The 21,617-nt window shown below is 71.0% G+C and carries 19 protein-coding genes; 12 read left to right on the forward strand and 7 right to left on the reverse strand.

Annotated features, from left to right (window positions below; genetic code table 11):
• Window positions 1-76 precede the first annotated feature (76 nt).
• From AC3RXZ_RS13220 to rocD, 7 genes are all read left to right on the forward strand, one after another.
• Window positions 77-505 carry a DUF4190 domain-containing protein gene (locus tag AC3RXZ_RS13220; protein WP_243229545.1) on the forward strand — a complete coding sequence of 143 codons (429 nt, stop codon included), beginning with the start codon at window positions 77-79 and terminating at the stop codon, window positions 503-505.
• A gap of 98 nt (window positions 506-603) precedes the next feature.
• Window positions 604-4,251, forward strand: a complete 3,648-nt coding sequence (locus tag AC3RXZ_RS13225; RefSeq protein ID WP_491494308.1) for a proline dehydrogenase family protein — start codon at window positions 604-606, stop codon at window positions 4,249-4,251.
• Between the two features lie 84 nt (window positions 4,252-4,335).
• A complete protein-coding gene (locus tag AC3RXZ_RS13230; RefSeq protein ID WP_491494309.1) occupies window positions 4,336-4,782 on the forward strand; it encodes a hypothetical protein in 447 nt (148 codons plus the stop codon).
• The gene (locus tag AC3RXZ_RS13235) at window positions 4,782-4,997 is read left to right on the forward strand and encodes a helix-turn-helix transcriptional regulator (RefSeq protein ID WP_243229548.1); all 216 of its coding nucleotides are present in this window, start codon (window positions 4,782-4,784) and stop codon (window positions 4,995-4,997) included. Before AC3RXZ_RS13230 ends, AC3RXZ_RS13235 begins: the two co-directional genes overlap by 1 nt.
• A 1-nt stretch (window position 4,998) precedes the next feature.
• Window positions 4,999-5,997: an NAD(P)-dependent alcohol dehydrogenase gene (locus tag AC3RXZ_RS13240; RefSeq protein ID WP_491494310.1), complete on the forward strand. Its 999-nt coding sequence runs from the start codon at window positions 4,999-5,001 to the stop codon at window positions 5,995-5,997.
• Window positions 5,998-6,163: 166 nt separating this feature from the next.
• Window positions 6,164-7,045 carry a dimethylargininase gene (gene ddaH / locus AC3RXZ_RS13245; RefSeq protein ID WP_491494311.1) on the forward strand — a complete coding sequence of 294 codons (882 nt, stop codon included), beginning with the start codon at window positions 6,164-6,166 and terminating at the stop codon, window positions 7,043-7,045.
• The gene (gene rocD, locus AC3RXZ_RS13250) at window positions 7,042-8,244 is read left to right on the forward strand and encodes an ornithine--oxo-acid transaminase (RefSeq protein ID WP_243229551.1); all 1,203 of its coding nucleotides are present in this window, start codon (window positions 7,042-7,044) and stop codon (window positions 8,242-8,244) included. The genes ddaH and rocD overlap by 4 nt, the downstream gene beginning before the upstream one ends.
• A gap of 25 nt (window positions 8,245-8,269) precedes the next feature.
• On the opposite strand, the gene AC3RXZ_RS13255 is transcribed toward rocD, so the two are convergent.
• From AC3RXZ_RS13255 to AC3RXZ_RS13275, 5 genes are all read right to left on the reverse strand, one after another.
• Window positions 8,270-9,601, reverse strand: a complete 1,332-nt coding sequence (locus AC3RXZ_RS13255; protein WP_243229552.1) for an MFS transporter — start codon at window positions 9,599-9,601, stop codon at window positions 8,270-8,272.
• A 171-nt stretch (window positions 9,602-9,772) separates the two neighbouring features.
• Window positions 9,773-9,949 carry a hypothetical protein gene (locus AC3RXZ_RS13260; protein WP_243229553.1) on the reverse strand — a complete coding sequence of 59 codons (177 nt, stop codon included), beginning with the start codon at window positions 9,947-9,949 and terminating at the stop codon, window positions 9,773-9,775.
• A gap of 59 nt (window positions 9,950-10,008) precedes the next feature.
• Window positions 10,009-11,907, reverse strand: a complete 1,899-nt coding sequence (locus AC3RXZ_RS13265) for a BCCT family transporter (RefSeq protein ID WP_491494312.1) — start codon at window positions 11,905-11,907, stop codon at window positions 10,009-10,011.
• A gap of 59 nt (window positions 11,908-11,966) precedes the next feature.
• On the reverse strand, window positions 11,967-13,301 hold the full coding sequence (locus AC3RXZ_RS13270; RefSeq protein ID WP_491494367.1) for an MFS transporter: 1,335 nt from the start codon (window positions 13,299-13,301) through the stop codon (window positions 11,967-11,969).
• A gap of 62 nt (window positions 13,302-13,363) precedes the next feature.
• On the reverse strand, window positions 13,364-13,804 hold the full coding sequence (locus tag AC3RXZ_RS13275) for a MarR family winged helix-turn-helix transcriptional regulator (protein ID WP_243229555.1): 441 nt from the start codon (window positions 13,802-13,804) through the stop codon (window positions 13,364-13,366).
• An 82-nt stretch (window positions 13,805-13,886) separates the two neighbouring features.
• Here AC3RXZ_RS13275 and AC3RXZ_RS13280 point away from each other — a divergent pair, with 82 nt between their 5' ends.
• From AC3RXZ_RS13280 to AC3RXZ_RS13295, 4 genes are read left to right on the forward strand one after another with little or no spacing between them, the layout of a single operon-like run.
• Window positions 13,887-15,410 (forward strand): glycoside hydrolase family 43 protein, encoded by a 1,524-nt coding sequence (locus AC3RXZ_RS13280; RefSeq protein WP_491494313.1) that lies wholly within the window; start codon window positions 13,887-13,889, stop codon window positions 15,408-15,410.
• Between the two features lie 2 nt (window positions 15,411-15,412).
• Window positions 15,413-16,429: a LacI family DNA-binding transcriptional regulator gene (locus AC3RXZ_RS13285; protein WP_491494314.1), complete on the forward strand. Its 1,017-nt coding sequence runs from the start codon at window positions 15,413-15,415 to the stop codon at window positions 16,427-16,429.
• Window positions 16,426-17,241: a DUF6807 domain-containing protein gene (locus tag AC3RXZ_RS13290; protein ID WP_243229558.1), complete on the forward strand. Its 816-nt coding sequence runs from the start codon at window positions 16,426-16,428 to the stop codon at window positions 17,239-17,241. The genes AC3RXZ_RS13285 and AC3RXZ_RS13290 overlap by 4 nt, the downstream gene beginning before the upstream one ends.
• Window positions 17,238-18,584: a serine hydrolase domain-containing protein gene (locus AC3RXZ_RS13295; protein ID WP_491494315.1), complete on the forward strand. Its 1,347-nt coding sequence runs from the start codon at window positions 17,238-17,240 to the stop codon at window positions 18,582-18,584. Before AC3RXZ_RS13290 ends, AC3RXZ_RS13295 begins: the two co-directional genes overlap by 4 nt.
• A gap of 35 nt (window positions 18,585-18,619) precedes the next feature.
• On the opposite strand, the gene AC3RXZ_RS13300 is transcribed toward AC3RXZ_RS13295, so the two are convergent.
• On the reverse strand, window positions 18,620-19,489 hold the full coding sequence (locus AC3RXZ_RS13300; RefSeq protein ID WP_491494316.1) for a sigma-70 family RNA polymerase sigma factor: 870 nt from the start codon (window positions 19,487-19,489) through the stop codon (window positions 18,620-18,622).
• Window positions 19,490-19,562: 73 nt separating this feature from the next.
• Between AC3RXZ_RS13300 and AC3RXZ_RS13305 the strand changes: the two genes are divergently transcribed.
• A complete protein-coding gene (locus AC3RXZ_RS13305; protein ID WP_491494317.1) occupies window positions 19,563-20,069 on the forward strand; it encodes a carboxymuconolactone decarboxylase family protein in 507 nt (168 codons plus the stop codon).
• 71 nt (window positions 20,070-20,140) lie between these two features.
• Here AC3RXZ_RS13305 and AC3RXZ_RS13310 read toward each other — a convergent pair whose 3' ends face one another.
• Window positions 20,141-21,607, reverse strand: a complete 1,467-nt coding sequence (locus tag AC3RXZ_RS13310) for a deoxyguanosinetriphosphate triphosphohydrolase family protein (protein ID WP_491494318.1) — start codon at window positions 21,605-21,607, stop codon at window positions 20,141-20,143.
• Between the last annotated feature and the right edge of the window lie 10 nt (window positions 21,608-21,617).

Consider the following 21,617-nt stretch of genomic DNA (forward strand, 5'->3'; position numbering starts at 1 on the left):
GGAGAAGCGCCGGGCCCGCCGATTACGCTCGGATCAGCGGTCCCGCCGATGCCGACCGCGGACCGGAGGAGCAGACATGTCCGATGACGGTGTGAACCGCGAACCCTACGACCGGGCCCGCAGCCCGTACCCCGACCCCGCCGTGCCGATCCCGAACCCCGAAGGAGCGGTCCCCGGAGACCAGCCCACGGCCAACGAGGCGCCGTACCTCGGATACGGCGGGTCCTCCGCGTTCGCGGGAACATCCTCGGCGCCGCCCGCCGGAATCGGCGGCCTCGCGATCGTGACGCTCGTGGTCGGGATCATCGCCTTCCTCACCGGATGGATCCCGATCGTGGGCATCGTCATCGGTCTGGTCGGCATCGTGCTGGGCATCGTCGCGCTGCGGGGCAAGCCGGGACGCGTGCTCTCGATCGTCGGCCTCGTGCTCTCGGGACTCGGATTCCTCACCAGCGTGGTCGTCACCCTCGGGATCGTCGCCCTCATCCCGGCGTTCACCGCGTAGGGGCCGAGTTCCTGTTCCGCGGCGGAGGGCGGCCTCCGCCTGCCGGACGTCCGACGTGCCTCAGCGCGGGAGGACGGGGCCGCTCCTAGGCTGAGGCCATGCCCGCTGCTCCCGATTCGCTCTCCGATCCGATCGCCGAGCGCGCGATCGCCCTGGTGCGCCGCTGGGTCGCCGAGGCGGGGATCGTCGAGCCCGATCCGTCTGCCCGGCGACGGGACGAGGTGCTCCGAGACGAGCGCGGACTCTCGTTCACGCTCGCTCTGCTGGACGGCGTGCTGCGCCCCGAGAGCCTGAGTGCTGCCGCGGCACAACTGCGACGGATCGCTCCGGATGCCCCCGACGTGCTGCCGCGTTTCCTCCGCGGTGCCGTGCGCGTCGGTGGGGGGATCGCGCCCGCGCTACCCGCCGCCACTGTGCCGCTGGTCCGCCGGGCGCTGCGTGATCTGGTCGGCCCTCTCGTGCTCGACGCGCGAGCGGCGAGGCTCGGCGCCGCGATCGGACGGATCCGCGAGACCGGTGCGACGCTGGACCTCTCGCTGCTCGGTGGGGCCGTGCTCGGCGAGGCCGAGGCGGCCCGGAGACTCGACGGCATCCACGAGCTCATCCGCCGCCCCGACGTGGACCGCGTGACCGTCACGGTCGCCTCGATCCTGCCGCATGCGGATCTGTGGTCCTTCGATGAGGTGGTGGATGCCGCGGCGGAGCGCCTGCTCCCGCTCGCCGTCACCGCCCTCGCTCAGGGCGTGGTCATCACCCTGGACGTGGCCGAGTACGAGCACCTCGATCTCACGATCGCGGTGCTCACGCGCATCCTCGAGGATCCGCGTCTGGTCGCCCTCGAAGCGGGAATCGCCCTGCCGGCCCGTTTCCCGGACGCGCTGCCGGCGCTGCGCGAGCTGACGGCGTGGGCACGCGATCGCGTCGAGCACGGCGGTGCGCGCGTCACGGTGCGCCTGGTGAAGGGCGCGAACGGCCGGACCGAGCGGGCGGATGCAGTGGTGCACGGCTGGCCGCGGGCCGCCTACGACACCGAGCTCGACACGGATGCCAATCTCCTGCGGATGCTGGACGAGGCGCTGACCCCCGAGAACACCTCGGCGGTGCGGATCGGCCTCGGCGGACACGACCTGTTCGTCATCGCGTACGCATGGCTCCTCGCGACCGATCGGGGTCTTACCCCAACCACGGACGGGCGCGCAGACGTCGAGTTCGTGCTGTCGCCGGGCGTCGCCGAGGGGTGCCGCGCCGCCGTCTCGAAGGACGTCGGACCGGTGCGCCGGTCCGTCCCCGTCGTGCACCCCGACGAGCTCGATGTCGCGGTCGGCGAGCTCGCGCGTGTCGTGGAGGAGAGCGCAGCGGCCTCGCTGTCGGGGGCCGCTTCCGTCGCCGTGGACGAGAGCCGGTTCGTGCGCGCGCAGGGCCGATTCCTCGACGCGCTCGACCGGTCGGCGCAGCCGACGCTCCGCTCCGGGCCGCTGCGGACCCAGGACCGACGCGCCCCCGTGCACGAATCCGCGCGCACGCCTCCGGCCGCGCCGAAGGTCGAGACGGATCTCACCGACATCGTGCTCGGGATCTCGCGCGGTTCAGAGGGCGATCCGTTCCTGGAGACCGCCGTGTACTCGCGGCACGAGGCGGAACCGGATGCCGGCGGGGCGCCGGGCTTCGCGAACGCCCCGGACACCGATCTGTCTCTCGCGGCGAATCGGGAGTGGGCCCGCGGCATCCGAGCCAGCGTCGCGGGCTCCACGCTGGGCGTCACCGCGATCGAGGCGGCGCTCGCCTCGGACGAGGCTGCGATCGACGCGGTCGTCGCGCGGGTCCGCCGCTCCGGCGAGGACTGGGGAGGGCGTCCCGCGGCTGAACGGGCCGATGCGCTCCTGCGAGCCGCCGTGGCGACGGAATCGCGTCGCGCGGACCTCATCGAGATCGCTGCGCACGAGATCGGCACCGTCCTCTCCGAGGGGGACCGGGAGGTCAGTCGGATCGTCGACCTCGCGCGCTACTACGCCGCCACCGCACGGGAGCTCGACGCCGTGCCCGGAGCGCGGTTCGTCCCGTCCCGGGTGACCGTCGTCACGCCGCCGGCCGACTCCGCGCTCGCGACCCCTGCCGCAGGCGTCCTCGCCGCGCTCGCCGCCGGTTCCGGAGTCATCCTGAAGCCTGCGCCGGGTGCCCGGCGCAGCGCGGCGGTCCTCGCCGAGATCCTGTGGCAGTCCGGCATCCCGCGCGATGTGCTCGCGCTCGTCGACGTGTCGGAGGGCCCGCTCGGGCGATCGCTCATCGCCCACCCCGACGTCGACCGGGTGATGCTGACCGGCTCGTGGGACACGGCGGTGGAGTTCCGGTCCTGGCGCACGGACCTGCCGTTGCATGCCGAGACGCGCGGCCCGAACACGATGGTGGTGATGCCGTCGGCCGACCTGGATCAGGCCGTCGCGGATCTCGTCCGCAGCGCGTTCGCGCACGCCGGGCAGAACCGCTCGGCGGCGTCCTCGGCGATCCTCGTCGGTTCGGTGGGCCGCTCGCGGCGCTTCGCGCGTCAGCTCGCCGACGCCACCCGCTCTCTTCGGGTCGGGTGGCCGGCTCAGCCCCGGGTCGATGTGGGGCCTCTCGCCGAGCGGCCCGGCGGCGCGCTCGCCCGCGCGCTGAACGACCTCGCCCCCGATGAGCGCTGGCTCGTCCGCCCCGAGCCCCTGGCCGGCGATGTCAGCGGACGACTCTGGAGCCCCGGCATCCGCGTCGGCGTCCTCCCAGGATCCCCGGCGCACCTCGAAGAGGCCGCGGGGCCGGTGCTCAGCATCCTGCACGCGCCCACCCTCGCCCGTGCGATCGAGCTGCAGAACGCCGTGGCCTCCGGGCTCGCAGCCGGACTGCACACGCGTGATCCGGAGGACCTCGAGACGTGGCTGGACGGAGTCGAGGCGGGAAACCTCTTCGTCAACCGCGACATCACGGGTGCGGTGGTGCAGCGCCAGCCTCTGGGCGGCTGGAAGCGCTCCACGGCGGGCCCGGGCGCCAAAGCGGGAGGACCCCATCATCTGATCGGCCTCGGGACCTGGCGGGCGAGCAGTGGAGGTCCGGCCTCGAGCACGCTGCACCTGCGCGGACTCGACGCGAGGATCACGGACCTCATCGAGGCGGCGCAGCCGTCGCTGGACTTCGAGCGGTTCGAGTGGCTGCGCCGTGCCGCGCTGTCGGATGCCATCGCGTGGGATCGCGAGTTCGGGCAGGTGCGCGACGTGTCCCGTCTCGGCGTGGAGCGCAACCTGCTGCGCTACCGGCCGGTGGGGGTCTCGATCCGGGCCACGTCGGATGCAGGCTGGCACGAGCTGCTGCGCGTGATCGTGGCGGCCATCCGCAGCGGGGCGGAGTTCCTCGTCTCGACGCCGGTCGGGCTGCCGGCGGACGTGCGGCGCACCCTGACGGATCTCGGCGCCGCCGTCGCCGTGGAGTCGGATGCCGAATGGGTGCAGCGGATGGCGGGGGGCGGAGCCCGCGAAGGCGATCCCGATGCGCCGCCCCGCCCGTCACGGGTGCGGCTGGTCGGCTCACGGGACGCCGTCGCCGAGGTGCACGGCCTGCTCTCCGAAGCCACGGCCGGCGACCCCGGCCTCGCGATCCACGACGGAGAGGTCACGGCGGCGGGCCGGATCGAACTGCTGCCGTTCCTCCACGAGCAGGCGATCTCGATCACCGCGCATCGGTTCGGACGACAGGACGACTGGAGCGCCGCCGTCATCTGACCGATGCCGTCCGCGACCGCGATGTAAAGAATACTTGACATTGCGGCCGGTGCAGGCGTACCGTCCATGTAAAGAATCTTTTACATGGAGGTCATCATGGTCTACGAGGAGCGCAACACCTGGTCGACCCTGATCGTCAGCGTCGTCGTGATGATCGGGTACGTGATCGTCGTGCTGCAGGCCGCGAGCGGAGGACCGCTGACCGGAGTCGACTGGTTCCCGCTGATGCTGTGGGCGATCGGCATCAGCATCGGTGCCACGATCGTGCTCAGCATCCTGTGGGGGATGATCGCAGGAGCGAAGGATCCGGACGATGTCGGCAGGAGCGATGTGCGCGATCGCGACATCAACCGGATGGGCGCCAGGGTCGAGCAGGCCTTCCTCGTCCTCGCCGGCCTCGGCGTCATCGCGCTGTGCGCCGTCGGCGCCGACGTGTTCTGGATCGCGAACACCATGTTCCTGGGCTTCGCCGTCTCGACCGTCATCGGGAGCATCGCCCGCGTGATCGCCTATCGCCGGGGGCTCGTGTGATGGTCAAGCCCACCCTGGTCACCAACACGATCCGCGCGAACCGCGAGCAGGCGGGGCTCACGCAGGCCGAACTCGCCAGGCGGGTCGGCGTGACGCGACAGACGCTCATCGCCATCGAGCAGGAGAAGTACTCGCCGACGCTCGAACTCGCCTTCCAGATCGCCCGCGCCTTCGGCGTCGGGATCGACGACCTGTTCCAGTACCCGGAGGACTGAGATGACCGAGACGATGACGGCGTGGCGACGCGAGTCCTACGGCCCCGCCGCCGGAACCCTGCCGGACGAGGTGCCGATCCCGGTGCCCGGCCGGGGCGAGGTCGTGCTGCGGGTGCGCGCCACGGCGCTCAACGCGGGAGACGTGCACGTCCTGCACGGGGACCCGCTGCTGGTCCGGCCGATCTTCGGGTTCCGCCGGCCGAAGCAGCCGGTGCGCGGCATGGACGTCGCCGGCACGGTGACCGCTGTCGGGCCGGAGGTCGTCAGCGCCGAGGTCGGCGAGGATGTGGTCGGAGAGCTGGCCGGCGGAGGCGGGCTCGCCGCGTTCGCGGTCGTCGCGGCGTCGCGGCTGGTCCCCAGGCCCCCGCACGTCCCGCCCGCGCTCGCCGCCACCCTCCCGATCGCCGGAGGCACGGCCTGGCAGGCGCTCGACCTCGCGGAGGTCGGCCTGCGCGAGGGCGCGGTGCCGCGCGTGCTGATCATCGGCGCCTCAGGAGGAGTCGGCACGTTCGCCGTGCAGCTCGCGGCGCTGCGCGGCGCGGAGGTGTGGGCCTCCGCCGGGGCACGCAGCGCCGCGCTGCTGGAGAGGCTCGGCGCGACCCGCACCCTGGACCATCGGGAGACCCCGCTCGCGGGGCTCCCCGCCGGACGCTTCGACGCCGTGCTCGACATCGCCGGCGGCACGACGCTGCGACAGCTCCGACGGCTCGCCGCTCCCGGGGGCGTCGTGGTCCTCATCGGCGGCGAGGGCGGGGCGGTGCTCGGGCCCATCCCGCGGATCCTGGCGGCAGCCGTCCTGTCGATGGGTTCGCACTGCCGCATCCGCTCTCTCGCGGCGACCGCCCGGCCCGAGGTGCTCCACAAGCTCCTGGAGCTCGTCGACGACGGACTCCTCGCCCCGGTCATCGAGCGCGAGTACGCCTTCGCGGAGGCCGCCCAGGCCCTCGCCCATGTCGAGGCCGGGCACGCCGTCGGGAAGGTCGTGGTGCGCGGCGCGTGAGCGCGGAGCACGCCGCGCGGCCGCGATCTGGCGCGTTCTCAGCGGCGGATGACACAATGTCATCTGGCGTGCCCGTGTCGCATCTTCCCCGCCTCAGCAAGAGCTCCGGGTCGAAGGCCCGCCGGGCCCCTGGACAGCGTCCGCCGCATCTCTTCCGAGGAGCACCATGTCGACGCCCGAGACCGTAGCCACCACCACGGCCCCGACCCGCACGGCCCACCGCCGTCATTACCTGATGTGCCGCCCCGAGCACTTCACGGTCAGCTACACGATCAACCCGTGGATGGAACCGGCGAAGCCGACCGACACGGCCAAGGCCGTCGCGCAATGGCAGAAGCTGCACGACCTGTATCTGGAGCTCGGGCATGAGGTCGAACTCATCGAGCCGCTGGCCGGCTACCCCGACATGGTCTACACGGCCAACGGCGGCTTCCTCATCGACGGCCGCGCCTACGTGCCGCGGTTCCGTTTCACCGAGCGAGCCGGCGAGGCCCCGGCCTTCGCGGAGTGGTTCCGCGCTCACGGGTACGACACGGTCGTCCCCGAAGAGGTCAATGAGGGCGAGGGCGACTTCCTGCTCGTCGGCGACGTGATCCTGGCCGGGACCGGCTTCCGTTCCACGGGCGACAGCCACCGCGAGGTCGGAGAGGTGTTCGGCCGCGAGGTCGTCTCGCTCACCCTGGTTGACCCGCGCTTCTACCACCTCGACACGGCGATCGCCGTGCTCGATCCCGTCCAGGGAGTGGAGAACGGCGGTCCGGAGCGCGCGAACATCGCCTACCTGCCGCACGCGTTCGACGAGGCTTCGCAGCGCGAGCTCGCCGAGCGCTTCCCCGACGCGATCCGCGTGTCGGATGCCGACGGCGCCGTGTTCGGGCTCAACTCGGCCAGTGACGGCTACAACGTCATCATCTCGCCGCGTGCGACCGGTTTCGAGAAGCAGCTGCGCGAACGCGGCTACAACCCGATCATGATCGACCTGTCCGAGCTGCTGCTCGGCGGAGGCGGCATCAAGTGCTGCACGCTCGAACTGCGGGACGCGAAATGACCGCTGCACAGACGCCCATCGCCGGCCTCGAGCCGCACGTCGCCGAGAACTACCACCCCCTGCCGGTCACGATCGCTCGGGGCGAGGGTGCGTGGGTGACCGATGTCGAGGGCCGTCGCTACCTGGACCTCCTCGCCGCGTACTCCGCGGTGAACTTCGGTCACCGCCATCCCGCGCTCGTCGCGGCGGCGACCGAGCAGCTGGGTCGGATAACGCTCACCAGCCGCGCGTTCATGAACGACCGCCTCGAGCCGTTCGCCGAGGCACTCGCCCGCCTGTGCGGCAAGGAGCTCGTGCTGCCGATGAACACCGGCGCCGAAGCCGTGGAGACCGGGATCAAGGTGGCCCGCGCCTGGGGGTACCGCGTCAAGGGCATCCCTGCGGACTCCGCGCGGATCGTCGTGGCGGCCGGCAACTTCCACGGGCGCACGACGACGATCGTCAGCTTCAGCGACGACGAGTCCGCGCGCGGCGGCTTCGGCCCGTTCATGACCGGCTTCGACGTCGTACCGTTCGGGGATGCGGATGCCGTGGCCGCCGCGATCACCGACGAGACCGCCGCCGTGCTCGTCGAGCCGATCCAGGGCGAGGCGGGGGTCGTGATCCCTCCGGAGGGATACCTGCGCCGCATCCGGGAGATCTGCACCGAGCGCAACGTGCTGTTCATCGCCGACGAGATCCAGGCGGGTCTCGGGCGCGTCGGGGAGACGTTCGCGTGCGATCGCGAGGGCGTCGTCCCCGACCTCTACCTGCTGGGCAAGGCTCTCGGAGGCGGCATCCTGCCGGTGTCGGCCGTCGTCGGCGACCGGGACGTGCTGGGGGTGATCCGACCAGGAGAGCACGGCTCGACGTTCGGGGGCAACCCGCTGGCCGCCGCGGTGGGACTGCGCGTCGTGGAGATGCTCGAGACGGGCGAGGTGCAGGAACGCGCCCGCGCACTCGGCGCCCACCTGGCCACCGGACTGGAGAAGCTCGTCGGCCACGGCGTCGTCGGCGTGCGCGTCGCGGGGCTCTGGGCGGGCGTCGACATCGATCCTGCGAAGGGCACGGGACGTGAGATCGCCGAGAGGCTCCTGGAGCGCGGAGTGCTCGTCAAGGACACGCACGGCCAGACGATCCGCATCGCCCCGCCGCTCGTGATCCGCGCCACGGAGCTCGACTGGGCCCTCGAGCAGCTGCGGCTGGTCCTGGAGGGGTGACCTTCTCAGGCGGGCGCCCGGCGGGTCAGTTCCGTGACATGTCGTCGGCCGCCCGCTCGAGGGTCTCAGGCAGGAAGCGGATGCCGAGCACGCCGATGAGGCTGAGCACCAGGAGGTAGGCTGCGACGAGCCAGGGCGTGCCGCCTGTCGCCGCCACGAGCGCCGTGGCGACGAGCGGGGCGGTGCCGCCGACCAGCGCCGCCGGGATCTCCCGCGAGATGGCGATGCCGCTCCAGCGCATCCGCGTCGGGAACAGCTCGGCGAGCATCGCCGCGCTGACCCCGATCGTGCCGCCCTGGATGACGGCCAGGCCGAGCACGAGCGAGACGCCGACGAGGAATGAGCTCTCGGTGTCGAAGAGCAGGAACATCGGGAAGGCGAAGAGCACGCCGAAGACTGCAGCCGCCATCAGCACGGGCTTGCGGCCGATCCGGTCGGCGAGCCTGCCGCACAGGAGCGTGGCCGGGATGGTCAGCAGCTCCGCGATCACGAGCCCGATGAGCGCGTGGGTGGGATCGACCGACAGGGTTCCCGTCGTGTACTGCAGGGAGTAGGTCTGCACCACGTACACCCACGGCAGGGCGAACACGAAAAGGGCCATGCCTGGCAGGAGGATCCGCCAGTGCGTGCGGACGGCCTCGACGAGCGGAGCGGAGGTGACCTCGCCCTGACGCTCCACGGCCTCGAACGCCGCCGTCTCCTTGACCCGCAGGCGGAAGTAGAGGGCGAACGCGACGATCACGATGCTCGCGATGAAGGGAAGCCGCCACCCCCAGCTCTGGAACTGCTCGGTCGGGAGCAGGCTGACGAGCGTGAAGGTGCACGTCGCGAGGGCCATGCCCACGTAGACGGCGGAACCGGGGAATCCGGCGATGAACGCGCGGTTGCGCGTGGGGGCGGACTCGCTGGCCATCGTCATGGCTCCGGCGAACTCGGCGCCGGCGCCCGCACCCTGGAACAGGCGCAGCACGATGAGCAGGATCGGCGCCCAGATGCCGATGGTCTCGGCGGTCGGCAGCAGCCCGATGACGGTCGTCGCCACCCCCATCATGAGCAGTGTGGTCAGCAGGGTGGCCTTGCGGCCGATGCGGTCGCCGAAGTGGGCGAACACGAGTCCGCCGATGGGGCGCGCTCCGAAGCCCACCGCGAAGCTCGCGAAGGCGCCGAGGGTGCCGGCGAGCGTGCCCGCGCCGGGGAAGAAGAGCGGCGCGAAGATGAGGGCGGAGGCGAGACCGTACAGCGTGAAGTCGTACCACTCGATGATGGTCCCCACGGAGCTGCCCACGACGGCGCGGCGCCGCTGCTCCTTCGAGTCCAGTCCTGATCGGTCGATGTCGGCGGTCACGGCGTCGGCCATGTCACTCCTTCGTGAGGGGGCGGTCCCGTCCAGGCTAGGAACCGTGACCGTTCCCGCGTATGTGCTCACCGCACATGGTCCTCAGGAGGGAATGCGCCTTCATCACAGGGGTGGCCGGTCAGCCCGCCGCGCGAAGCTGCGGACTGATCGGCCACGGGATGGGGCGACGCGCTAGGCCGGGTTGTCGTCCGGGTCGAGCGAGCGGAGGGTGTCCTCCTCCGCCGGATTGTCGGCCGACAGCTGCTCTTCAGTCGTCTCGTCGCCGCCGAGAGGAGCGCCTTCCTCGTCGACGTCGGGGCCCTCCGCGGGCTCCTCGGGATGCGGTGTCCGTCCGGTGTTCTCGTCCATGCTGCGAGGCTACGGACGACGCAGGCCGTGGCCTAAGGGCATTGACAACCGGCGGTGCCTCACTGCACGGGCGGGGACTGGTTCTCGCCGTGCTCGGGGATGTCGTGATCGTCGTAGGACGACAGTTCGTCCTCGGACACCAGCTCGTCCACGTCGAGGACCGCGGGCCCGGCATCCGCGCGGCTCTCGGCGCTGAGCAGCTCCGGAGGGATGCGGATCGGGACGGTCGGCGCCACCGGCATCCCGAGTCGGCGCTGCAGGTGCCGCAGCCACCGGGGCTGGGCCCCGAGGATGCCCTTCTCGTCGCGCGATTCGACCTCGAGACCGTAGTAGTCCCCGATCTTGTCGATGAGCTGGGCCCGCTCGGCTCTGGCGTAGGCGCGGCGCTCGCGGATGAACGCGACCGTGGTCGACCAGCAGATCAGGAGCATGACGACGCTGAACGGCAGAGCGATCGTGATCGCGGCGGTCTGGAGCGCGGTGAGACCGCCCGCGAGCAGCAGGGCGATCGCGAGGATCGCCGTCACGGCGACGAAGAACGTGCGGATCCAGCGCTTCGGGTTCTGCTGGCCTCCGGTCGCGATCATGCCCATCACCAGGGCGCCGGAGTCCGCGGAGGTCACGAAGAAGATCGAGATCAGCAGGATGGCGCCGATGCTGACGATCGTGGTGCCCGGAACATGCTGCAGCAGTTCGAACAGGGCGCCCTCCACATCCACCGAACCGTCCGCGTTCGTGAGCGTTCCGGACGACTGGAGCTCCAGGGCCAGGGCGGAGCCGCCCATGACGGCGAACCACAGGATGCCGAGCAGGGTGGGTACGAGGATGACGCCGGCGACGAACTCGCGCACGGTGCGCCCCTTCGAGATGCGCGCGATGAAGATGCCGACGAACGGCGCCCACGAGATCCACCAGCCCCAGTAGAACGACGTCCACTGCGCCTGCCACTGCTCGCCGGCCTCGCCCTGGAATGCGCTGACGTTGAAGGAGAGCCCGACGAAGTTCTGGATGTAGTACCCGATCGACTGCACGAAGTCGCGCAGGAGGAACTCGGTCGGGCCCATCACGAGCAGGTAGAGCACGAGGAGCCCCGCCATGACGAGGTTCGCGTTCGACAGCCACTTCATGCCCTTGGTGACGCCGGAGAGCACGGATGCGAGGACGAAGACCGAGATGACGAGGATGATGATGACCTGGGTCGGCTCGTCGGGCCGGCCGATGCCGGCGCTGGAGAGCCCGGCGCTGATCTGGATGACGCCGAGACCCAGTGACGTGGCGACGCCGAACAGCGTGCCCACCAGCGCGATCACGTCGATCGCGTGCCCCCAGCCGCCCTCCACGCGCTTGCCCAGCAGTGGTTCGAGCGTCCACCGGATGGAGATGGGGCGCCGGCGCCGGTGGATCGCGTACGCGAGCGCGAGACCGATCACCACATAGATCGACCAGGCGTGCACACCCCAGTGCAGATAGGTCTGCCCGAGCGCCGCCTGGGCGAGCTGCTCGGGCGTGCCGGTCACGCCGGGCCGCGGATTCGTGAAGTGGCTGAGGGGCTCTGAGACTCCGTAGAACACCAGGCCGATGCCCATGCCGGCCGCGAACAGCAGCGAGAACCAGCTCATCAGCGAGAACTCCGGCTCGTCGTCATCGCGCCCGAGCTTGATGTCTCCGAACCGGCTGAACCCGAGGAACAGGCTGAACGCCACGAAGATCGCGGCGATCAGGACGTAGTACCAGTTGAAGGCGTTGACGATCGTGCTCTGGACGGCCCCGAACATCGCCTCGGCGAGATCCGGCGCGATCAGCGTGAAGGTCACGAAGACGAGGATGATGCCCGCGGCGGGCCAGAAGACCCAGCGCTGGACCGGCGGAAGCGATCGCCGATGCTCCGTCGTGCCCGTGTCGGTCTGCGGGACGGATGCCGAGGCATCCGCGGTGTGCGCGTTCTCCGGTCCGCTCATCCTTCCACGGTAGCGAGATCGCGGTGCCGGCGGGGGAGGACCTCCGGCCCGGTGCCGGGTCAGCGATCCCGGTCGCGGCGCTCCGTGCGGATCGGCGTCGTCGCCGCGACCTCGTCGCTGAACTCCTCCGGCTCGACCCGGATCACCGAGAGCGGACGTGTCTCGTCGAGCGTCAGGAGGAACCGGGCGTCCTCACGGCGGTGCAGGCGTCCGGAGATCAGCATCCACCCCACGCCGATCATCATCGCCGTGATCCCGGCGAAGCCGCCGACCGCGATCGCCGCCCGCGGGCCGAAGGCGTCCGTGATCCAGCCGGCGATGGGCGCGCCGATCGGGGTGGAGCCCATGATGACCGCCATGTACAGGGCGAGCACGCGGCCGCGCAGAGCGGGGTCCGTGGTGGTCTGGACGTAGCCGTTCGCCGTCGTCATCATCGTGACGATCGTGAAGCCGACGAACATCAGGGTCGCAGCGTACGTCCAGTACGTCGGCATGGCGGCGGAGATGAGGGAGACGACGCCGAAACCGCCGGCGGCGATGACGAACACCCGGATGCGCGCCCGATCGCGCCGCGCCGCCAGCAGCGCTCCCGCCAGCGACCCGATCGCCAGCACCGAGCTGAGCAGGCCGTACCCGTCGGCCTCGCGCCCGAACTCCAGCGCCATCGTCGAGGCGAAGATCGGGAAGTTCATGCCGAACGCCCCGATGAGGAACACCATCACGAACGTCACAGCCAGGTCGCTGCGCCGCCACGCGTAGCGGAAGCCCTCGGCGATGCCCCCGCCACCTGCGCGGTTCTTCACCCGGGGGATGAGCTCCCCCGGACGCATCAGCAGCAGCGCGACCAGCATGGCGAGGAAGGTCACGGCGTTCGCGACGAACACCCAGCCCGTGCCGACCGCCACGATGAGGAGACCGCCGACCGCGGGGCCGAGCAGCCGGGCCATGTTGAAGGAGGCGGAGTTGAGCGCGACGGCGTTGGAGGCGTCGTCGATGGACACCATGTCGGAGACGAAGGCCTGACGCGCCGGGGCGTCGAACGCGTTCGTCATGCCGAACGCGAGGGCGAAGCAGAACATCAGCGGCAGGGTCATGACGCCGGTGAGCAGAAGCGCCGCCACGCCGAGCGCGAGCAGCATCAGCGTGATCTGGGTCACGAGCAGAATCCTGCGCCGGTCGAAGCGGTCGGCCACCCACCCCGTCAGGCTCACCAGCACCAGGGGAGGGCCGAACTGCAGAGCCATCGTCACGCCCATGGCGGTCGCGTCGTTGTCCGTCAGCTCGGTCAGCACCACCCAGTCCTGCGCCGTGGCCTGCATCCATCCGCCGACGTTGGACACGAGCGCGCCGAGGAACCAGATGCGGTAGTTGAAGCTCGAGAACGAGCGGAACATGGCCGAGCCGCCGCGCCCGGAGGCTCGGCGCGACGCGCCGGCGGGGTGAGCGGGCGTGGGGCTCATCGCTCGGCCACCTTCCGCATCAGGGCACTGGCTTCGCGGAGGATCTGCAGCTCTTCCTCGGAGAAGTCGAGCTGCGCGAGTGCGTCGGCCAGCGCGGCGTCGCGCTTGCGCACGGTCGCGGTGACGACGGCGGTCCCAGCATCCGTGATCTCCACCTGCACCCGCCGTCGGTCGTCCTCGTCCTGCACGCGGGTCACATAGCCGTCCTCGACGAGAGCCGCCACGGTGTTGGACATGGTCGGTGCGGTGACCCGCTCGCGCTGCGCGAGCTCGCCGATCAGCAGTCGGCCGTTCGTGTGGAGACAGGCGAGCACGGCGAAGTGGGCGTCGCTGACGGTGTCGTCCACGCGCTCGCGGCGGAGACGTCGGGCCAGGCGGAACGTGGCGAGGCGGAGGTCGGTGGCGGTGGTGTGCAGGGGATCCTCAGCGGCAGACATTACTTAGGTAGTCTAACTAAATTTCCGCCCGCATGCGAGTGCCGCTTGGACAGGAACCGGTTTCTCGGCTAGCGTGAACGGGATGAAACTCGTCGACGACGCGAGCCAGTATCGCAATCCGATCATCGATGCCGATGTGCCGGATCCTGACGCCATCCGCGTCGGTGATCGCTTCTACCTCGTGGCATCGAGCTTCCACCGCGCCCCGGGGCTGCCGATCTTCGTCTCCGACGACCTGGTGAACTGGACCCGCATCGGATACGCGCTGGAGCGCAACGAGCCGGCCACCTGGTTCGCGCTGCCGCGGCATGGCGGCGGCGTGTGGGCTCCGTCGATCCGGCACCACGACGGACTCTTCCACGTCATCTATCCCGACCCGGATCAGGGGATCTTCGTGGTCAGCGCCGAGGATCCCGCAGGGCCGTGGTCGCCTCCGCGGCTGCTGCTGCCGGGTCTGGGCATCATCGACCCGTGCCCGCTGTGGGACGACGACGGCCGCACCTACCTGGTGCACGGATGGGCCCGTTCGCGGTCAGGGCGCAAGAACGTCCTCACTGTGGTGCCGGTCGATGCCGGGCTCACCACGACGACGGGACCGGCCGTCGACGTGATCGACGGGAACCGGCTGGACGGGTTCACCACGCTGGAAGGTCCGAAGTTCTACACGCGCGACGGCGAGTACTGGATCTTCGCGCCCGCCGGCGGCGTCGCGACCGGATGGCAGACCGTGTTCCGCGCGCAGCATCCCCTCGGGCCCTACGAGCACCGCATCGTGCTCGCGCAGGGGGACACCGCGGTCAACGGCCCGCACCAGGGCGCCTGGGTCGACGACGGTGCCGGCGGAGACTGGTTCCTGCACTTCCAGGACCGCGGAGTGTACGGCCGGGTCCTGCACCTGCAGCCGATGGCGTGGGGCGAGGACGGCTGGCCGGTCATGGGCGAAGCCGTCGCCGGGGGTCCGGCCCAGCCGGTGCTGCGGCATCCCGCTCCCTTCGGTGCGCGGCAGGGCTCTCGGACGCTCGTGCGACCGGACGACTTCGCCGGCGGCGTGCCCGGTCCTCAGTGGCAGTGGGAGGCGGATCCGGATCCGGAGGCCGTGGTCTCCGCCGCAGGCCCCGGCCTGCTGCTGCGCGGCGGCCCGGACGGCGACAACGTGCGCACACTGTCGCGCGTGCTGTCCCAGCCGTTGCCGGGCTGGGCATGCACGGCCGAGGTGGATGTGGAGCTCGTCGACTCCGAGCCGGGCGCGCGCGCAGGCATGGCCGTGCTCGGGCTCGCCTACGTGTGGGCGGGACTGCGGCGGACCGAGGACGCCGTGGAGGCCGTCGTGGCGGTGCGCGATGAGGACGACCTGCGCGAGCGCGTGATCCTGCGGACGCCGCTCGCATCGGCCGGGGCGCGCGTCGTGCTGGACGTCGACGCGGACGCCCGCGTGCGCGTCGGGCTGGTCCTCGACGACACGAGGATCGACGTCGACCCGCAGTTCCGCGCGGTCGAAGGGCATTGGGTGGGCGCCGCACTCTCGCTGTTCGCAGCGGGCGGGCACGGAGCGGGCGAGACGATCGCTCGCTTCCGCGCCTTCGGCATCGTGAACGGGGATGAATGACGATGGCAGGACGACGCGCACGGACGGCGCCCACCCGCGAGACGACGATCAACGACATCGCGCAGGCGGCCGGGGTCTCGAAGGCGACCGTGTCGCGCGTGCTCAACGGCATCCCGACGGTGAACGCCGAGATCGCGCAGCGGGTGCGCCAGGTCATCGATGAGCTCGGCTACACGCCGAGCCAGACCGCGCGGTCGCTGTCGCTCGGCGTCAGCCGGACGGTGGGCGTGCTGGTGCCCGATCTCGGCAACCCGATGTTCCATCAGGTGCTGCACGGCTTCAACCGGGCGGCGGCCCGAGACGGCTATCACGTGGTCGTGACGGACTCGTTCGAGGACGCCGACAGGGAGCCCGATCTCGCTCGCGACCTGCGCGATCGTACGGATGCCGTCGCGCTCTTCTCTCCGCGCATGACCCGACCGGATCTGCTCGAGCTCCTGCCCCGTATCGGGCCCGTGGCGGTGTTCAACCGGACCACCGGCAAGAACGCGGGCTCCGTGCTCATCGACTATCACGAAGGGGTGATCGCCCTCGCCCGGCATCTGATCGGCCTGGGGCACCGGAGGATCGCCTTCCTCGCCGGACCCGCGTACGCCAGGGCGAACTGGGAGCGCGAGCGCGGCCTGACCGAGATCCGGGAGTCCGAGGCCGACGTCGAGATCATCGACGTGCCCTGCGGCCACTCGTTCGAGGACGGTTACGACGCATGGCCCGCGGTCAGCGAGACCGGAGCGACCGCGGTGATCGCGTACAACGACGTGGTCGCGCTGGGGCTGCTCGGGCGGCTGTCGGAGGAAGGAGTGCGCGTACCGGAGGACCTGTCCGTCGCCGGGTTCGACGACATCCCGTTCGCGCGGTACTCGTCTCCGTCCTTGACGACCATGACGTCGCGGCTGGGTGAGATCGGCGAGAAGATCTGGACCGTGCTGCGCGCCGAGATGACGGCGGATCCGGAGCGCGAGCCGATCATGTTCTCGCCCGAGCTCGCGCCGCGGGGCAGCACGAAGGGCCGCGCATGAGCATCGAACTGCTGCGCAGCGGATCCGCCGTCGTCGAGTACCACGACGGCAGCGGCGTCGACCCGCTGCTGTCTCCGCGTCCGTACCTGCTGGCGACCACGCCCTCCGGAGTGCCGGTCTCCGACCGGGAGCCCGAGGATCATCGTCACCACCTCGGGCTCAGTGCGGCGTTCCCGGACGTCGACGGCACGACGTTCTGGGGCGGTCGCACCTATGTGCGCGACCGCGGCCCCACGCTGCTCGCGAATCACGGCACGCAGCGCGTGCAGTCGCGGAGCATGCAGGACGGCACGGTCACCGAGCACCTGGCGTGGCTGGACGCGCACGGCGAGGTGCTGCTGGAGGAGGAGCGCACGATCTCGGCGCGCGCGGCGGATGGCGTGTGGGAGATCGCCTGGACCTCCGAGCTGCGGGCGGCAGACCGCATCATCACGTTCGGCAGCCCGCAGACGAACGGCCGCGAAGGCGCGTTCTACGGGGGACTGTTCTGGCGTGCGCCGTTCCCCTCAGCGCGCGTGCGGACCGCCGACGGCGACGGCGTCGCGCACGCGCACGGATCGCGCTCGTCATGGATCGCGCTCGACGCCGGCGACGCGGCCCTGGTCGCCGTCAGTACGAACGGGATGCCGTGGTTCGTGCGCGCCGAGGGATACGTGGGCTTCGGTCCGGCGATCGCCGTCGACGGCCGACGCCGGATCGAGCAGGGGGAATCCCTGCGCCTCGATCTGACCGTCTCGGTCTCCGATCGCGCACCGGCGGATCCCGCCGACGTCGCCGAGACGCTGCTGGCCGGCATGCGGAACCCCGTGTGAGCGACCCGCTGCGGACACTGCTCGGCGAGGCGGACGCCGCCGGCATCACGCTGCACTCGCTTGAGATCTCGATCGCGGGGCGCACGGTGGTGAGATCCGGCATCGCGCCGTTCGGACCCGACGCACCCCATCGGATGTACTCCGTCTCGAAGACCTTCACCGGCCTCGCCGTGCTCCTGCTGGCCGAGGAGGGCAGGCTGAGCCTGTCGGATCCGATTGCGACGCATTTCCCGGAGCACGTCCCCGTGCACGAGTGGCTGGCGCAGACCCGCATCGACGACATGCTCGCGATGGTCGGTCCGCACAGCAGGACCACCTACGTCGAGGCCTCCGACTCCTGGCTGCCCTCGTACTTCCGAGTGCCGCCGACGCATCGGCCCGGGGCCCTGTTCACCTACGACACCAGCGCCTCCTACGTCCTCGCCGCTCTCGTCGAGCGGCTTTCGGGGGCGCCCCTGATGGAATACCTGCGCCCCCGGCTGCTCACCCCGCTCGGAGCCGGCTCGGACGCGCGCTTCCTCACCGGCCCCGAGGGCATCAGCCATGGTGGCTCCGGACTGATCATGGCGCCGGCCGACCTGCTGCCGATCGCTGAGACGATCAACGGCGGCGGAGTCCGCTCCGGCAGGCGCATCCTGCCGGAGCGCGTCGTCGCGCGTCTGATCGAGCGTCGCAGCGACCCGGCGACCCAGACGTGGGGTGCGGCGCTGCGCGCCGGCTACGGCCGCCAGGTGTGGCTGCCCGGTGGAGGAACCTGGATGATGTTCGGGCTCGGCGGGCAGATCGTCTACGGCGATCCCGACCGCGCGCTCGCCGCCGTCGTCACCGCGGACACCACGCCGCTCGTCGGCGGTGACCAGCGCCTCGCGGACATGTTCCTGCGGGCGCTCGCCGGGCTGGAGCCGGATGCCGTGACCGCAGCGGAGCTCGCCGCACCCGCGCCGGCGCACGTCGCCGAGAACGCACGGACCGTGCAGACCGACGCGGCGCTGCTCACAGGAGAGCACGCGCCGGCCGCGCTGCGTCTCGAGCTGGACGCCGCGGGCGGCCGAGTGCGGTGGGATGCCGAGCACGACGTGTCCTTCTCCACCCTGAAGGCGACGTTCGTCCGATCCGCGCTCGGCGACACCGTCGTCACCGCCGGATGGAGTGCTGCCGGAGTCCTCGACGTGCGTCTCAGCGCCGCGGGCGACGACATCGCGTCGGTGCGCCTGCGGCTGGTGGCCGCCGATGACGGCGTTCTCACCGCGATGTCGCAGGGATTCGGACCGGCGATCGATCCGTCCTGGACGTGGCGCGGCAGTTACCGGATCGACAGCGCCGCGGACGTCTGGATCGCGTGAAGGCTCTGGGAGGCGGACGGTCCCGCCCGCACCTCTCAGCCGGGCAGCGCGATGTGCGCGAGCCTGCGCGGTCCGGCATAGGCGTCGATCGAAACGACTCGGTCGTCGAGCACCGAGAACGCCATGAGCGACACCGGACGACCGTCGACCGTGACCACCACGCCGGCACGGCCGTCGACGAGCACGGGTACGAGCACGGCATTCGGTATCGCGAACATCAGCGCGTTGCCCGCCACAGCGGCCGCGCCCCGGACGACCGTCGTCGCCGACGCGCCGGAGTCGGCGCGCAGTGTCACGTCGGGATCGAGCACGGCGACCAGCCGATCGAAGTCTCCCGCACGCGCGGCCGCGAAGAACGCGTCGACCACGCGGCGCAGCAGATGCGGGTCGGCACCCGCACCCGGGCGCTCGGCGCGCAGGCGCCGCCGGGCACGGCTCGCCAGCTGCCTCGCGGCGTCCGGCGTCCGGCCGAGGATCTCGGCGACCTGCTCGAAGGGCACATCGAACGAATCATGCAGCACGACCGCGACGCGCTCGGCTGGTCCGAGGCGGTCGATCACCAGGTCGAGCGCGCTGCGGACGGCATCCGTCAGCTCCGCGGCCCCGTGCGGACTGCTGACGGCGGCGAGGACCTCTGGCTCCGGCAGCCCGTCGTCGTACTCCGTCAGCTCCCGCTCGCGTGACGCTCTCGAGCGCAACTCCGTCAGACACAGCCGCGAAGTGATCGTGGTGAGCCATCCCGCGAAGTTCTCGATGCCGTCGTCACCAGTGCGAGCCACCCGCAGCCAGGTGTCCTGCACGGCATCCTCGGCATCCGCGCGGGAGCCGAGGATCCGCTCGGCGATGCGGGTCAGCCGGGGGCGCTGCTGCTCGAAGCGCTCCGCAAGATCCCGTTGGTCGGACATGTCACATTCCTCTCAGCCCCGGAGTCACCTTAGTGAATGCCGATGATGCGGCACCGAACCGACAGGAGAGATCATGACCGACAGCAGCCTTCAGACCGCCCCCGCCGACCACGATGCGATCGTCGCGCACAAGGCACGGATGCCGCACCCGGCGTTCCTGCTGGACGGCGGGCTGGATGCGCTGACCGGGCTCAACAAGGCAGCCAGAGCTGCCGGCATCGCGGAACCGCTGCTGCACCTCGTGTGCCTGCGTGCCAGCCAGATCAATGGCTGCAGCTGGTGCGCGGTGGACCACGCACGGGAGATGGTCGAGGACGGTGCGAGCCCCGAACGCGTGGCCGCGGTCGCCGCGTGGCGGGATGCGCCGTACTTCACCGCTCGCGAACGCGTGGCCCTGGAGTTCACCGAGGCGATCACCCGCTTGGCCGATCACCACGACCCTGTCTCGGACGGGCTGTGGGCCGAGATGACTCGGGTGTTCGACCACCGTCAGATCGCAGCTCTGCTGTTCGAGATCGGCGCGATCAACGTGTGGAACCGGATCAATGTGGCGATCCGTCAGCCCGCCGGTCAGCGTTGAGGCCGGTCCGAGGGCGAGGCGCGCTGACCAGGGCTGAGAGCCGGCCGGATCCGGGCTGTCTCGGGGCGGGACTACAGGCCCTGTCCCGCGTCCCACAGGCGCTCGGTCTGGCCGGCCAGCAGCGCGTCGAGCGAGCCGGCCTGGGCGTCGGTGAGCGAAGCGACGTAGTCGATGATGCCGCGGCCACGGGCCAGCCGGTCGCGGTCGCCAGCGGACCCCGGCCCGCCGAGCCGCCGGTGGTCGTCTCGGGCGAGCTCGACCAGGTCGATCAGGCGGCGCGGTGCGCGCCGTGCGTCGGCGGGATCGTCGAGCCAGGCCGTGAACCCTTCGACCAGCCGTTCCAGCACGGTGGCCTGGCCGCGCTGGTACACCGCGAGGTCGGGACGCTCCAGGATGAACCGCTCGTGCAGGAACTTCAGCACCGCGACCTCGTGCCAGGCGCGACGGTCGAGGCTGACGTGTCCGGAGCGGACGTCTGGATGCCGGTGCACCTCGACGGAGGACTGCAGCCGCGCGATCCACTCCGTCGTGAACCGGGCGAGGGCGCGATCGGTGGCGAGGGACCCGTCGAAAGGCTCGGAGAGCAGGCCGTCGATGACCTCGGCCTTGACCCGGGCGACCGCCTCGCCGAATGCGTCGGGGTCGGCGATCCAGGCGTCCTTCTCCTCCAGGCGCCTCCAGAGCAGCTCCAGGGAGTGCCCCGGCGTGCGGGCATCCGCGCGCAGCGCGTCGGCGTCGACCGTGCGCAGACGGGCGAGGTCGCGGTGCCAGCCGTGGAACTCCGCGGACAGCGTCACCGCGTTCAGGAGCCCGGCGCGATAGAAGTCGTCGAGGTCGTGCAGCGAGTAGGCGATGTCGTCGGAGATGTCCATGATCGAGCATTCGACGGTCTGCTGCCCGCGTTCGATCAGGGGGTAGGCGGCGAGTGCGAGGCGGGCGTCCTGCTCGTCGATCGCATAGAAGCTGAACTTGCTCGCGCCGCCGCGGCGGGACCCGCCCTCTCCGCGCCGCCACGGATACTTCAGGACCGCGGCCCGCACGGCGGCGGTGAGGTTGAGGCCGACGCCTGGCCGGTCGTGCTCGTCGAGACGGGAGATGATGCGGAACGTCTGCGCGTTGCCCTCGAAGCCCTCGGTCAGCCCGAAGCGACTGCGCGCCAGGCGATCCAGGGTCTGCTCGCCGAGATGGCCGAACGGGGGATGGCCGAGATCATGGGCAGCCGCGGCGGCCTGCACGACGACGGGGTGCGCGCCGCCGAGTTCGGCGGCGACCCGCCCCGTCTCGTCGTCTCGGGCGGACAGATGCGTCGCGATCGCTCTGGCGACCGCGGCGACCTTGATCGAGTGCGTGAGCCGGTTGTGCACGGCGAGCCCCGCGCCCGTCTGCGAGATCACCTGGGTGACGGCGGAGAGTCGCGAGTAGTAGGGCGAGAACCGGATGCGCTCGACGTCGACGCGGAAGTGCGGATGCCCCTCTGTCTGCTGGAAGTCGTCGAGTGTCTCGGGCGCGCGTCGCTCCTGGCGCGGGTCATCCGTCATCCGCCCAGTG

Source organism: Microbacterium cucumeris, assembly GCF_058349845.2.